At 36.0% G+C, this 15,128-nt stretch carries 11 protein-coding genes; 2 read left to right on the forward strand and 9 right to left on the reverse strand.

The genetic code is table 11. The annotated features are described in order from the left end of the window. Positions 1-6: 6 nt before the first annotated feature. From ACODSB_RS03145 to ACODSB_RS03160, 4 genes are read right to left on the reverse strand one after another with little or no spacing between them, the layout of a single operon-like run. Positions 7-699, reverse strand: a complete 693-nt coding sequence (locus ACODSB_RS03145) for an acyloxyacyl hydrolase (protein WP_488935968.1) — start codon at positions 697-699, stop codon at positions 7-9. Positions 700-714: 15 nt separating this feature from the next. Then, the gene (locus tag ACODSB_RS03150; protein ID WP_488935969.1) at positions 715-1,848 is read right to left on the reverse strand and encodes an efflux RND transporter periplasmic adaptor subunit; all 1,134 of its coding nucleotides are present in this window, start codon (positions 1,846-1,848) and stop codon (positions 715-717) included. A 31-nt stretch (positions 1,849-1,879) separates the two neighbouring features. After that, positions 1,880-3,187: a TolC family protein gene (locus ACODSB_RS03155; RefSeq protein ID WP_488935970.1), complete on the reverse strand. Its 1,308-nt coding sequence runs from the start codon at positions 3,185-3,187 to the stop codon at positions 1,880-1,882. A 13-nt stretch (positions 3,188-3,200) separates the two neighbouring features. Next, a complete protein-coding gene (locus ACODSB_RS03160; protein ID WP_488935971.1) occupies positions 3,201-3,566 on the reverse strand; it encodes a DUF2147 domain-containing protein in 366 nt (121 codons plus the stop codon). Positions 3,567-3,941: 375 nt separating this feature from the next. Here ACODSB_RS03160 and ACODSB_RS03165 point away from each other — a divergent pair, with 375 nt between their 5' ends. Next, entirely contained in the window at positions 3,942-4,232 is a 291-nt protein-coding gene (locus tag ACODSB_RS03165) for a transposase (RefSeq protein ID WP_488935972.1), read from the forward strand. Further along, positions 4,229-5,101, forward strand: coding sequence for an IS3 family transposase (locus tag ACODSB_RS03170; RefSeq protein WP_488935973.1), 873 nt, complete (start codon positions 4,229-4,231; stop codon positions 5,099-5,101). Before ACODSB_RS03165 ends, ACODSB_RS03170 begins: the two co-directional genes overlap by 4 nt. A gap of 418 nt (positions 5,102-5,519) precedes the next feature. On the opposite strand, the gene ACODSB_RS03175 is transcribed toward ACODSB_RS03170, so the two are convergent. From ACODSB_RS03175 to ACODSB_RS03195, 5 genes are all read right to left on the reverse strand, one after another. Continuing rightward, positions 5,520-7,991 carry a glycoside hydrolase family 95 protein gene (locus ACODSB_RS03175; RefSeq protein ID WP_488935974.1) on the reverse strand — a complete coding sequence of 824 codons (2,472 nt, stop codon included), beginning with the start codon at positions 7,989-7,991 and terminating at the stop codon, positions 5,520-5,522. A 48-nt stretch (positions 7,992-8,039) separates the two neighbouring features. Then, positions 8,040-10,016 carry an alpha-L-arabinofuranosidase C-terminal domain-containing protein gene (locus ACODSB_RS03180; protein ID WP_488935975.1) on the reverse strand — a complete coding sequence of 659 codons (1,977 nt, stop codon included), beginning with the start codon at positions 10,014-10,016 and terminating at the stop codon, positions 8,040-8,042. 20 nt (positions 10,017-10,036) lie between these two features. Next, positions 10,037-11,476: a glycoside hydrolase family 28 protein gene (locus tag ACODSB_RS03185; RefSeq protein WP_488935976.1), complete on the reverse strand. Its 1,440-nt coding sequence runs from the start codon at positions 11,474-11,476 to the stop codon at positions 10,037-10,039. 208 nt (positions 11,477-11,684) lie between these two features. Then, complete coding sequence (locus ACODSB_RS03190; RefSeq protein WP_488935977.1) at positions 11,685-13,214, reverse strand: glycoside hydrolase family 28 protein; 1,530 nt, start codon at positions 13,212-13,214, stop codon at positions 11,685-11,687. Positions 13,215-13,270: 56 nt separating this feature from the next. Then, the gene (locus tag ACODSB_RS03195) at positions 13,271-14,908 is read right to left on the reverse strand and encodes a sodium/sugar symporter (protein ID WP_488935978.1); all 1,638 of its coding nucleotides are present in this window, start codon (positions 14,906-14,908) and stop codon (positions 13,271-13,273) included. Between the last annotated feature and the right edge of the window lie 220 nt (positions 14,909-15,128).

A 15,128-nucleotide genomic window follows, 5' to 3' on the forward strand; every position in this document is an offset into this window, starting at 1 on the left:
TTTTTTTTAATTCCAGCTTAATCCAACAAATAATCCGTTGCTGTCGTGTGAAGGGTTTCTTGTTACACCTTTTGTATTGCCATTAGAAATATGAAGATGTCGTGCGCCAAACAGTAAGTCCATATTGTCTTTGAGATGTATTGATGTTCCAATGCCGTACTTGGTTGTTCCATTCCAATAGGTACCAAGGCGATTGTCTTGCGTGGTAGGCTTTGGAAAATTATCTATAAAATATATCATACCACCACCTGCTTCAAACCATAATTTCCAATCAGGTTTATTCACTGCGTAGAATCTTACAAAAGGTCTTATCGCAAAACCCACGGTATTGTTATAATCGTCAACAGGTGCTGTGGTACTAAACTCTGTACCAATGGACATCCATTTCCGCATCATCAGATTTACGCCTGTACTGTTTTGTACTAAGGTGCTGTAAGGATATTTGTACCCAAATGTGACACCCATCTCTGAATAAATACTTAATCTGTCTTGTAGTGTACTGTCTTTTTTTGTAAGCAATAATGCAGTACCTACAACTGCGAGTGGAACAATAAACCCCATGCTTGTATGAAGCTTTAAGGATTCAAATCCCAATGGATTCTGATACCATTTGTCGCCTTGCGGAAATTGTGCAAAGGATTTATCCATCATTAAAAAAATGTATAAAACGATAAAAGAATATCTGTTTACAATGATCATACATCTATATATTTTCTACTCAGCACCGGGCTTTGTAATAACTTCTTCCTTATCCTTTCCTTTTGGTAAAAGAATAATATCTTTTTCGGTCAAGCCTTGTTTTACTTCCACCCAATTGCCTGATTTTTGTCCAATCTTTATTTCTTTTGCTTCACCATTTTTTAACTCTACATATTTGCCACGGATGACCGCTGCTGATGGAATAACTAAAACTTTCTTTGTGCCTCGCTGCTTAATATTTGCTTGAAGCTGTGTGCCTGAAAGTAAAAGCTGTGGTGGATTTACAAAGGTTGCCTCTGCTGTGAATGATTGTTCTGTCTCGTCAAACGCTGGAAGTATCCTGGTGATGGATGCGGTAAATATAGTGTCGGGATAATTGTTCATTTGCACAATCGCTTCCTGACCTATGGAAAGTTTTGTAATATCATCTTCTGCAATAAATAGCTTAAGGATGTTTTTACCACTACCGATTTTGGCAATCACCTCGCCCTTTCGTACCAGTTCGCCTTTCTTTTTTAAAACCTCCAGCACAATACCGTCCTTATCTGCTTGTATGCTGTAATCGTTTAAAATAGCTTGCTGCGTTTTTACCTGTTGCAGACTACGATCGGCATTTAATTGTAATGCATCCTGCGCTTGTTTGTAACTCTTCTCCAATACCTGTAAGCTGCTTTGTGAGGCTTTGTATTGTAGTTCTGCTTTTTCATATTCCAACTGAGATACAGAATTTTTCCTGCGCAAATCGGCATAACGCTGATAGTTAATTTTGTCCAGATTGAGCTGATTCATAGACTGGTTTATCTGTGATTTTATCTGCTCTAATTGCGGTGCATCAGCCGACGAATTTTGTTTCGCATCGTTATAAACTACTCGTGCTTCCTGCAGCTGCGTATTAGAAACATCGCTGTCAATTCTTACCAGTAATTCTCCTTTAGAAATATAATCACCTTCACGAATGCTCAATTCCTGAATAATACCATCGGCCGCCGCTGAAATTATATATTCATCTTCCTGCTCTAGATTCCCGCTTGCAAAAATAGCCTGCTGTATAGTCTTGTGTTGTGGTGTTATTTCCACCTGACGGCTGCAAGACAATAGGACGAACATTGGAACAAGGAATAATCCAACTATTATTTTATTTGTTTTCATTGATATTTTATAATAACATTTATGATTATGCTTAAAACTGCTTGCGGATATAAAGCTTGTAATAGCTGATATATTGGTTGCTGAGGCTTTGCATATATTGATTTTGTACTTCCAGCAAATCCTTAAATTTATCCAATCTCTCATCTAAACCAATGATGCCGCTGTCATAGCGATTCTTGGAATGGTTATCATTTTTATTCTGTAATTGCAAAACCTCTTCCTGTTTTATAAAATCCTCAGTTCCTTGTCTGTATTGTATTTGCAGATTGTCATCATCTTTTTTTGCCACTAGCTTCTTACTGTTCAGCACCATTTGCTCTTGTTCCAATTGGATTTTCGACTGTTTGATTTTTGATTTGGTACTGAAGCCGTTGAAGATGGGTACACTCAATTTTAGTCCCCAAAATTGTTGTGGCAGGTTATTGGCTTGTGAAAAATCCGTCATCTTATCTGTTGCCCAATTATAATTATATTGATAGCCCAATGTAAGTGTTGGATAATGCAATGATTTGGTTTGGGCTAGTAGTTTTTCGCTTAGTTGTACCTGTGCTTCCTGCACCAATACCTCAGGATCAGATGTTGTTATTACAAGTGCATTACCAGTATCCATTTCTTTATCCAGAAGTTCATCTTTTAAAATGAGTGGTTCATCGATGTTAAGTTGTGACTGTAATTGGTTGTAGAGTTGTTCTAAAGAAGACTCCAGACTGCTTACTTGCTGCTTTGCCTGTACTAGCTGAATCTTGCTGCGGTTCAGGTTTTCTTCCGTGAAAATTCCGGTATCATATTTATCTTTTGCTATTTGGTAAATATTATCTGCTGTTACAATATTTTCTTTGCTTATTTTCAAATATTTTTCCGTTAACAAAATGGAAAAATAAGTCTGAGCCAGTTGGTTGTAAACCTGATACTTTGTATTGATGGTATTGGCTTGGTTCAATTGTAAAGCAGCTTGGGAAATCTTTATATCAAACCACTTCTGAAAGTTAATAACATCCCAATTGGCTTGTGCGCCAGCGTTGTAAATATATCTCTTTCCAAAAGTATATTCATTGAAGGTACCTTGCGGTGCAGCAGGATTGAATAAATTAGCAGGAACCAGGGTTGGCTGTATGGTAATGTTATCATTAAATCCGGCAGATGCATTTACAGTAGGTAATAAGGCTGTTTTTGATGCTTTGTTTTTTACGGTGGCTATTTGTTCCTGATGCAACGCACTTTGGATAGAGATGGCATTTTTATCTGCATAAGCCAGCACTTCCTGCAATGAGCCAAAATGTACCTGGCCTATTGCATTGAAGCTGGTGAAACCCAATAGTGCTAAAATAATAGTTTTCATTGCCTGGAATAATTTAGAGCTTAGTCCAGGTTAGGGATTTAGACATCATACCATAGCTCGCTTTAATGTACAGCGTAGTATCCCCAGAAAGTGAAGCCGTGCATTTTGCCGTTTTCCCCTTTTTGATAATGTGCAGCGTACCATCCGCAAATGAAGTGGTACCAGTTGCTTCCAGAGCCGTTATTTGCTTTTTACCAACTAAGCTATTGTCTTCAGCCTTTCGAATGATGGCATCATAAGCATCACCGCTCTTTACAAATTCGATGATACGCGTTTTGTCTTCGTTTGTCCATTTACCCAAAATTTTATCATTGGTTGTTTGGGCTAAAATGTTGAGGCTGAAAAGCAGCCCGGCTGCCATTAAAATAATCTTTTGCATTGATATTAAGTTTTAAATTCAATACAAAGATGCATTCGCTTTTGACGTATTACTCGATACAATAGGGTGAGTTGAACATTTTACGGGTCGAAATGAACAGAGAAGGATTTAAATAAATAAAAGCTGGAATTTAGATTCTGTCACATCTGTCTTTTTCAAGTAAAAGATTTAAATTGAGGAGAAAGTAAAATGGACGGCAAAGCTTTTTAGCCACAGAAAGTTATGGCGGTTTTTTCGGAATTTTCCATTTTGGAGTTGATACCTTTTTTACGACTAAACGCTTAGGCAGTGTTTATCTGGAGCAATAAAAAATGAAGACATATTACCTAAAATTTTTGGCTGGCAGCTAATTTTATTCCTGCTAATTTTAACAGCATGAAAAATACGATAAGAACCTTTACTTTAGGCTTTAAGATTCTGGCCGCTTCCATGAGCATCCACTGCGGAAGGGTCAGCGACGTGGCAAGAGAACTCAACATCAGTACAAGTAACCTTCAGCACTGGAAGAAGCTTTACCAAGAAGGCAGATTTACCATAAAGAAAACTTCATCTGAAATATCCCACAAAAATGAGCTGCAGAAGCTTCGGAAACTGATAAAAGAATTAGAAATTGAAAGGGACATCCTAAAAAAGGCTCAAAATATCTTCTCCAGGAGCGGCGGGTGAAATATGAATTCATCAGAGAAAATGCTGAAATATTTCCTGTCGAGAAGATGTGCCGGATTTTTCAGATTCACAAAAGCAGTTTCTTCCGATGGAGGAAAAGAACACCTACTGCAAAGTCAGTGTGGAAAGCCCATATAATAAAAGAAATTATAAGAATTTACCACTGGAGCCAAAGCCGATACAGAAGCCCGGGAATTGCTAAAGAATTAGATTCCATCGGGATAAAAGTTTCCAGAAAATTTGTCGGGCAGATTATGAAGGAAAACCATCTGAGAAGCATTGCAAAATCTAAATATAAAAAGACTACAAGCCCACCCCGTAATAACAGATCAGCAGAAAACAGATTGGAACAGATTTTTAAGGCAGCCAGAAGAAACGAAATCTGGGTTTCTGATATAACCTACATCGAAACAGATGAAGGCTGGATCTATCTCACTGTGGTAATAGACCTTTTTGACCGTAAGGTGATGGGCTGGTCAATCAGCGAAACAATGAGAGCAAAAGATACAAGCATCACCTCTTTAACGAAAGCTCTTTTAAATCGTCCATTGCAGAAGAATCAGGAACTACTCTTTCACTCAGACCAAGGAAAGCAATATGCCTGCCGTGAGTTTATTGCTTTATTAGCCACAAATAAAATAACCCAAAGTATGAGCCGAAAAGGAAACTACTATGATAATGCAATAGCAGAAAGCTTCTTCAAGACATTAAAGGTAGAACTGGTATACCAAAATAAATATAGGACTAAAGAGAGAGCAGAAAAATCAATAACCGATTATATCGAGAACTTTTACAACACCTGCAGAAGACATTCTGCACTCGGAAACTTAACAATCGAAGAGTTTCAGAATCAGCAGGCAATTAAATAATAGCTTTTCTTATAATGCTAGAGTTAAACTGGGAGCACAATCGATGTATTTAGATTTAACAAGAACTTATAATACTGTATTAAAACAATTTGAAGGCTCAAGTTCGAAACATTACTAAAACATCAAAAACTCTATAAAACTTTAAAGTTCAATTCTATCTAAAAGACAGATTTCCATACAAATCTAAAGATCCTGCTTTTGTTTTCTATTTGGCATTGTTTTTTACAAAACACATTCCTCGTTGTTCAACAGAAGCCAAAAATTGATTTATTTCTAAGTTAAAATGTAGCTAGATGCGACAGAACCTTAAAAAGTAAAATTAAACTTTTATTTCATGCATACAAATGAGAAGTAATCTGTTTTAAAAAAAATTAAAATGGCCATTTTCATTTAAAACCTATTACATCATTTGTGTCAACTATTTTGATGATATCACTAGATATGACATACCTTTTTTAGTTTCAAATACTGCAGTATAACCAAGGGAAGATTTCTCACTTTTAATATTAAGCTTTTCAATTGCAAAAGGTACTGCAGCTCTTACGCAACATTTACCACCATTATTAGACAGAATTGTTGCCTGAGTCATTTTACCATCATTCCATTTTATATCTACGGTAAAATTACCTTTTGCCGTAATGCCTTTTATTTCGCCGTTTGTCCACGCATCAGGAAGAGCGGGAAGCAGGTGAATTTCTTTATTTTGACTTTGCATTAACATCTCAATAACACCCGCGGTCCCGGCAAAATTTCCGTCTATCTGAAAAGGCGGATGAGCATCAAAAAGATTCGGATAACATCCTCCGTGTCTACTGTACTCTGTATTGTTTTCTTTTGTTAATCTTAATTGGTTTTTGAATAATCTATAAGCATGATTCCCATCTAAAAGTCTTGCCCACATATTCACTTTCCATGCCAGACTCCAGCCAGTACCATCATCGCCGCGTAGTTCTAATGTTTTCTTTGCAGCTTCAGCTAATGCCGGAGTTTTTAGCGGCGAAATTAAATTAGCAGGATGTAAAGCATATAAATGAGAAGTATGTCTGTGATGCGGATCTTCATCCTCAAAATCTTTGTACCATTCCTGAAGCTGTCCTTTACTGCCAATTTGAAAAGGAAGTAATTTGTCTGCCGTCTGGCTCACCGTTTGCCTGAATGCTGAATCGGTATTGAGCACTTTAGAGGCTTCTATCGTATTTTCGAATACATCTTTTATGATTCCAATATCCATCGTCGAAGCAGTGGTGACAACACCTCCTTTTTTTCCATCATAAAAATATTTGTTTTCCGGTGATGTCGAAGGCATTGTGACCAGATAACCATTCTTCTCTTTTTGAAGCCAGTCTAAACTAAATTCTGCTGCGCCTTTTATAATTGGATATACTTTCTTTAAATATTCCTTGTCGCCTGTATATTCATAATGTTCCCATAAATGTCTGCTCAGCCAGTTGGCACCCATATACCAATTGGCCCACATTGGATCGCCTTTTCCAAAATCACCCACAGGATTTGTTGTTGCCCATATATCTGAATTATGATGCAATACCCAACCATTGGCATGATAATAACTTTTTGCAGTTTCGGCTCCTGTAACAGAAACGTTTTTTATAAATTCGTCAAGCGGAAAAAACAATTCAGACAAACTTCCTGATTCTACAGGCCAGTAATTCATCTGTAAATTAATGTTTGTCGTGTAATTACTGCTCCAGGGCGCACGAAGTTTATTGTTCCAAATGCCTTGTAAGTTGGCTGGAGTATTGTGTGTGCGTGAAGATGAAATTAAAAGATAACGTCCGTATTGAAAAAATAAAGCTTCAAGTCCGGCATCTTTTTCTCCTTTTGCGTATTGTTCTAATCTTGTATCTGTAGGCAGATTAGATTTATTGGTTTCTTTTTGATTAAGCTGTAATGAAACTCTGTTAAATAAATGCTGAAAATCTGCAATATGTTCTTTTAATAAACTATCATATTTTTTAGCGGAAGCTTTTTTAATTGGGCTTTCTGCCAATTTATGTTCGTCTTTTCCCTGACTGTCCGGACATTTATCAAATCCGTTAAAACTGGTTGCAGCCGAAACAAAAAGTAGTATTTCAGATGCATCTTTGATAACTAATTTATTTCCATCAGAACTTATTTCTCCGTCTTTTATAACTGGCTTAATAATCAATTCAAAACGCATTCCTCTACAGCCTGTTGGATCATCATAAATAACAGGTTCTTTGTTGTAATCAATATAATTAGGATCTGCATGTGAAGGTCCTTTTCCTTTTAAAACCAAAGATTGATTTTGTATTGATTTTTGATTTTTTAAAAGACTTGCAGCATCAATTGTTACTGAAAGTTTCTTCAATTGATCTGCCGAAAGTTTAATTACGATGCATTGCGCCGGTGCCGAAGCAAAAATTTCTCTTTTATAATTTACGCCATCAATTTTAAAATTGGTTATTGCTAATCCTGTTTCAATATCAAGACTTCGGTTATAAGAATCCGCTTTTTGACCGTTAAAATTCTGATTTAAAATAAGATCTCCCAACGGCATAAAACTTTCGCTGTAAGCACCCTGCATGTTTTTAGTCAAACTATACGCTTTTTCGAAATCTTCATTGGTAAGTGCTTCCCTAATCAGTGCCAGATATTTAAAAGCATCCGGATTCACATTTTTCTGCACTGGGCCTCCGCTCCATAAAGTAGCTTCATTCAACTGAATTAATTCTGTATCTACTCTTCCAAAAGCCATTGCACCTAGTGTACCGTTCCCTATAGGTAAAGCTTCTGTCCATTCAACTGCAGGCTGGTTGTATTGCAATTTTAAATCCTGCTGCGCATAAGAAGAAAATCCTGCCATTATAAATAGCAGAAAAAAGCTTTTTTTAAGAGAATTGTACCACATGCATTTTTAATTTTAAGTTGAAAATAATATTCTGAATTTATTGAATAATTAAATCATTTTGAGTTTTAAAACAGTTACCGAATAAGCAGGAAGATTTAATTGCTGGTTTCCTTTTGTTATTTTGTACTCACTTTGTTTTGGAGTTATCTTTTTCGGATCTGCAAATGTATTTTCATCTTGTGTATTTGGGCTTACAAGTCTAATAATTGTTCCTTTTGATCCTAATTTTGCTCCTTTTAAATCGATACTAATATCTTGTGCTGATGTAGCAGTATTTACCAATTTCACAATTATTTCTTTGCTGTTTACATCTTTTACTGCCGATGCATATAAACTATTTTGTCCCATTAAAGCTTTTCCATCTTTGGTAATGCTTAACAAATCTGTTCCTTTATTAGTTGAAAACAATTGCTGCACATAATAATTGGCTGAACCGTAAGATTCTAAATTATTGAACCAAATCATATCTGGAGTCCATTGCCACGCCTCTTCATGAGCCATTAAAGGTGCATAAGATGTTAAATGAACTACTTCTGCATTTCTTTCCAAGCCAGTCATGAAGGCGGCTTCAGAAAAAGCACATTCCCAATTATTTCTGTTATTCGGGTTTGCGCCTGAAACACTTTGCGCGGCATATTCTCCTGCAAATATTTTTGTCCCTTTTCTGTCATAATTATCATAACGTCCGGCGTTTTCTCTAAACCATTGCGGGCTTTTGTAATAATGCTCGTCTACCAATTCTGCATTTAGTTTTTTAAGCTGTTCCATCGCAAAATCAAAATGCTCTCCATCTGGCGAAGGCCCGCTTCCGGATACAATGATGATATTTGGATATTTTGCTTTAATTGCTTTTTCAAAAACTTTGTATCTGTCTATATAATCCGGACCCCATTGTTCGTTTCCTACTCCAATATATTTTAGATTAAATGGTTTTGGATGTCCCATATCGGAACGGATTTTCCCCCAGGTTGTCGTTACAGCTCCATTGGCAAATTCAATTAAATCTAAAGCATCCTGCACATATGGATCGAGTTCGTTTATTGGAGCTAATTCTCCCGTATTGTACTGACAAGCCATTCCGCAGCTTAAAATCGGCAATGGTTCTGCTCCAATGTCTTCTGAAAGCTGGAAATATTCAAAAAATCCCAAGCCAAAGCTTTGAAAATAATCCGGAGTTTGTTTGTGGTTGAATTCTACATTCCAACGGTTCATCATCGTTTTTCTTTCTTCTACATTCCCAACTGATTTTTTCCACTGATAACGATCAGACAACGTTCTTCCTTCAACAATACAACCTCCCGGAAAACGCAAAAAGCCAGGTTTCATATCATATAAAAGCTGCACCAAATCTTTACGAAGTCCGTTTTTTCTATTCTTCCAGGTATCTTCCGGAAACAGTGAAATCATATCTAAATCTATCGTTCCTGTTCCTTCAAAAGTTATTTTGAGCTTTGCTTTTGCTTCGGTTTGAGTTGCTGAAATTGATGCAGTATAATTTGTCCATTGATCAGATTTTGGGACAATGCTCGTTTCTCCAATCACTTTTTGATTTTTATCAATAAGCTGAATGATAACCTTTTGAATTGCCAAATTGTGATTGGCTGCTTTTAATGAAAGGTTGTATTTTGCATCTTTTTTCACTCCCATTCCTCTGAAACCTTCATTTATTAAAGCATAACCTTTTGCATTGTTGATTTCTACTCTGCAAAAAACCGTATTGCCTGCCTCAACTTTGACTGGCACCGCACTCCCCGATTCTTTATTTAAAGAAGATCTTTTAGTATTGGGCTGTTCCCATCCCATAAAAGGTTTATCAAATTCGAAAGACCTGTTTTTAATCAATTCGGCATATAATCCTCCGTCTGCAGCAAAATTAATATCTTCAAAAAACAAACCGAACATGGTTGGCTGAATTTTGGTGATGTTTTTTGAGGCATCAACTTCTAAAATTGTTTTTTGAGCATTTACATAAAAACTGCTTAAAAGCATACAAATGGTGAATGTTCTAAGAATATTATTTTTCATAGTTTTTGGAATGGAAGGAATTATTTTTTTACCGCCTCTAATTTAGCAGGAAAAGCTGATTGTCCTTCTAAATTTGTTACGATTAATTCATCTACATTTTTACTTTCCACAGCGTATTTAAAATATTCTGGTCTGTTTTTTCCCCATTGTACGGTACAATTCTGCACTTTAATACGTTCTGCCGAATCAAAGTAGAATCCCGAAGTACTTCCTTTTACAAAACCTTCTACATTAGAGGGACGTCTGTCATATACTCCGCCAGGAAAAGAGGTTGTTTTATCAATAAAAACACTCACATTATCAAAAACAATGTTCTTGATTTTATCTTTAGATTCGCCGCTTACAAACACACCATTTTCTCCTGTGCATTGAATATTAGAGAAATAAATATTCTTTATTTCGCCTACTTTTCCTTCTGTAGCTCCTTTTGGAAAACGCCAGTTGGCATCTTTATGATTTCCTTTTGCTCTCCTAAAAGCCGTTAAATAAATGGGTTCTGCTTTTCCCCACCAGGTATCGGTAGTCAATTTACCTTCGATAATGATATTGGAGAAAATAACATCGCTCACTGTTCCTTCATCTCGATTTTGAATTCCCAACGCGCGATTGCTGTTTTTGATGATACAATTATTGAAAACCACTTGTCTGATTGCGTCCATGTTTTCTGAACCAATTTTAATGGCACAACTGCTGCTCGTCATGGTGCAATTGGTCACAGTAATATTTTCGCAGGCTCCAAATTCTTCAAATTCTCTTCTGTTTTTTAGACAAATACAATCATCGCCGCTTTCGATATAACAATCACTGATTCTCACATTTTTAGAATGATCCAAATCGATACCGTCACTATTACGCACTTTTAAGCTGTTTAACAAAGTAATACCGCTAATAACAACATCATTACAGCCAACCAAATGAATGGTCCAATAAGCCGAATTTCCGATATGAACATCTTTGATCCTGATATTTTTTCCTCCAATAATGGTCAATACGTGCGGTCTTGGATCTAAAACATTAAAGGGCTTTAAAACATAAGAATCTTCGAGTTCTTCACCCATAAAAGAAATTCCGTTTCCATCTATTTTTCCGCTTCCGCTAATGGCAAAATCCTCGACATTTTCTCCTCCAATCCAAATCGTACCTTCTCCCGGGTTAGTTCTAAAAGCACTTTTTGTGTATAATTTTTCATCCGGACTTGCTAATAATTTCGCTCCGGCTTCGATATGAAGATCTACATTGGATTTTACATCAATTGGTCCGGCTAAAAATGTAAAAGGTGCCGGAATTAAAACTCTTCCGCCCGTTTTAGTGCAGGCATCAATTGCTTTTTGAATCGCTGCCGCATCATTGGTTTTTCCGTCTCCTTTTGCTCCGTATTTTTTAATATCGTAAACATTCTGTGCCGTAACGGTCAGCGAAAGACAAAAAAATAGGATCGCGATTATAGATTTCTTTTTCATTTCATTTTATTTATTAAAAACCAATTGAGTCAAATTATTTTTACCTCAGACTCGCAAAGTTTCTTTTGTTTATTTTTTTAATCTCGCAAAGTCGCAGCGTTTTTTGTTTCACGCAGAATCTGCTTAAATCTTTTTTAAATCTGCGTGAAAAAAAAATTTACAATCTGTGGTAAAAAACTTTGTGTCTTCGTGCGTTTGTGCCAAAATTTCAATGCGCAGGCAATTCAAATTTATTTTGTTCTGGTTCTATTTTTTGTTTTAAAGATTCACTGTCTAAATGGCTTGATGAAACATCTTTAAAAATAATCTGGTTAGTTTTGTCTGAAGGAATATCAATAGCTTTCAACGTAAGATTTTTTACATCATCAAAAACAAAAGCTGGACGGAAATCATCTTTCTCCAAAATCAATTTTATATTTTTCATTTCAATTCCGTTTAAGTGACGGATATAAAATCCCCAAGAAGGTAATTCTCCAAACATGGAAAATTCGGGATAACCATTTATGTTTTCTTTTACATCTTTCAATCGGGTTAAAGGATGATATGCCATTCCTTTTGAGGCTCTTCCCGGATAGGTAATTTCAATATTTTCTAAAGTTACATTTTCTATCAAATGCCCCGGAATTCCCACAATAGAAGCCGGAAACGGATTATGGAAATAATCAACTTCTGGTCCGCGCAGATCATAATCAATATCAGGACGACCAAAAGGAACTTGTACTTTTACATTTTTAATAGATACATTTTTGATATAACCCGGCTTATCTCCATTTCTGTGACCTAAACGAATAAATATAGCATTTCCTGTATTTACGGCCGTAATATTTGAAACTTTAATATTCTCAATCTCGGCTCCATCCACAGATTCAATCGCGATTGCCGATCTGAAAGTATCATAGACTTCGATATTCTCGATAGTTACGTTTTTGAAACTACCGTAAGAACCTGTACCAAATTTAACTGCATTGGCACTTGATCTAATCCTGCAGTTTGCAATGTAAATATTATTATTCTCCAAACCTGGTGATTCCGATTTTAGACAAATTCCATCATCTGCGGCGTTTACATTGCAGTTTGTAATTCGAACATTTTCACATCCGTTAACATCAATTCCATCATTGTTCCAATAAGCGGTACTATTGACTTTCATAGCATCGATTACAATATTTTTGCATTCGGTAAAACACTGCACCCAGCCCGGACTGTTTTCTAAAGTGATATTGATCATGGTTATAGAATCGCATTTTACAAACGAAATCAGTTTTCCTCTTCCATCTTCAGGACGCATTCTTCTGTAATTGTATTTGGGATCAATTCGAACTCCTGTATGATGCAGACTATCGATTGCTAATGCCAGTTCTCTTCCTTGTCCGTCAATAATTCCCTTTCCGTTTACCGCAATATTTTTTGCTTCATTGGCTATAATCAAAGCTCTTATTCCTTCAAATTTAGGATAATCATCCGGATTGGTACTTCCTAATAAAATTGCTCCTTCTTCAAAAAACAATTCAACTTCGCTTTTCAGGACTATGCTTCCAGATAGAAATTTTCCTTTAGAAAAAACAACTCTTCCGCCTTTATTTTTGTTTGCCGCATCAATCGCTTTTTGAATTGCTTTTGTATTTAAAGTTTTTCCGTCTCCTACGGCGCCATATTTTTTAATGTCAAATATCTTTTGCGCCGAAACGGTTAAGGAAATACAGAAAACAAACAGTGCTATTATAAAATTTCTTTTCATTTCTATTTTATTTTAATCTTTGATGATTCTTTGTTGCAATTTCTCAATTTCAAAAATTACCAAAAAACGGTATATAAAGCCACTAATATTCCGCAGATAATAAAAGAGCCTACAATAAATTCTGAAGACACTTTAAACATCGAATTATCGACTTCTATTTGATGTATTTCAGCTTCTTGATCAGAAACTGGTTTTGCCAGACTAATGCCAGCCATTATAAATACAATTAAAAAGAAAACAATAGTCATTCGGTCTAAGAAAGGATAATCAGGAAAAGCTCCGTCTGTCCACATTGGCAGGAATTTCAATATGGCGGCAAGCGGTACTGTTAATAATGCTCCCGCAAGTCCGGCTGATGGTGTTGTTTTTTTCCAGAACATTCCCAATAAAAAAACCGCTAATACTCCGGGTGAAAAGAACCCAACATATTCCTGTATAAACTGATACGCCTGATCTAATGATTTTAATGCCGGAGCTACAATAGCCGCAATGATCATGCAGACCACAACGCACCATCTTCCGGTACGTACCAGCTTTTTTTCTGTTGCCTGCGAATTGAAATATTTTTTATAAATATCTAAAGAAAATATAGTCGAAATACTATTTGCTTTTCCTGCTAAAGAAGCTACGATTGCAGCAGTCAAAGCGGCTAAAGCGACACCTTTTAATCCTGCAGGAAGTAAATTCATTAAAGTTGGATAAGCCTGATCTGGTTTTAAAACTCCTGCGGCATCTACCATTTCCTGCTGAAACATTCCGTTTGAATGCATTACGAACATGGCGATACCCGGTAAAACGGCAATAATTGGAACTAATAATTTTAGAAAAGCAGCAAATAAAATTCCTTTACGGGCCGTTTTTAAATCGGCACCTAACGCTCTCTGCACAATATATTGATTGCATCCCCAATACGCCAGATTATTGATTAACATACCGCCAACCAAAACAGACATTCCCGGCAGTTCACTATAATGTGGATTTGACTTTTCTAATATCATGTGCAAATGTCCGGGCGCTTCATCGGCAATGATAGCCAGTCCTTTTAGAATGTCTTTTCCAAAACCAAACTGATCTGAAAGTAAAGTCAATGCCAAATAAGTGGTTACTAATCCGCCTAGAATTAATACTATAACCTGAAACATATCCGTATATCCAATTACTTTCATTCCTCCTAAAGTTACTATCACAGAGAATAAACTCAGCGCAATAACACAAAACTGAAAACTTACAGGAGCAATTGATGAAATAGCCAAAGCACCTAAATAAATGATAGAAGTAAGATTTACAAACACATAAATTAAAAGCCAGATAATGGCCATAATGGTACTTACTGTTCCGCTGTATCTTTTGGCCAGAAACTGCGGCATGGTAAATATCTTGTTTTTAAGATAAATGGGTAAAATAAACATCGCCACGATAATTAATGTGGCGGCAGACATCCATTCGTAAGAAGCAATGGCCAATCCAATCGCAAAACCCGAACCGCTCATACCTATAAAATGTTCTGCTGAAATATTAGAAGCGATCAGCGATGCTCCAATTGCCCACCAGGTAAGCGATCCTTCGGCTAAAAAATATTCGTTGGAGCTCGTTGCTGCGGTTTTCTTGCTTCTGTAAATATACATTCCATAAGCCGTGACTATGACAAAGTAAATAAAGAAAACAATGTAATCTGCGGTTTGTAATACATTCATAATGTGTGGTTATTGTGTGGTTAGATAGTAAAATGTATTTAAATTTATTTTTTAACACATAGGTATATAGTTTTAGAAATTGAACAAAAGGCATTTCATTACTATAAATTCACATAGCTATGTGTAAGAAACGTGTTTCTTATTTCATCTTTTTTATTCTCTTGTATAAAAAATAAATCTATGTTTCTATGTGTTTAAAAATTAACTTCAAAACTGGTTT

The organism is Flavobacterium sp. FG68, from assembly GCF_057808895.1.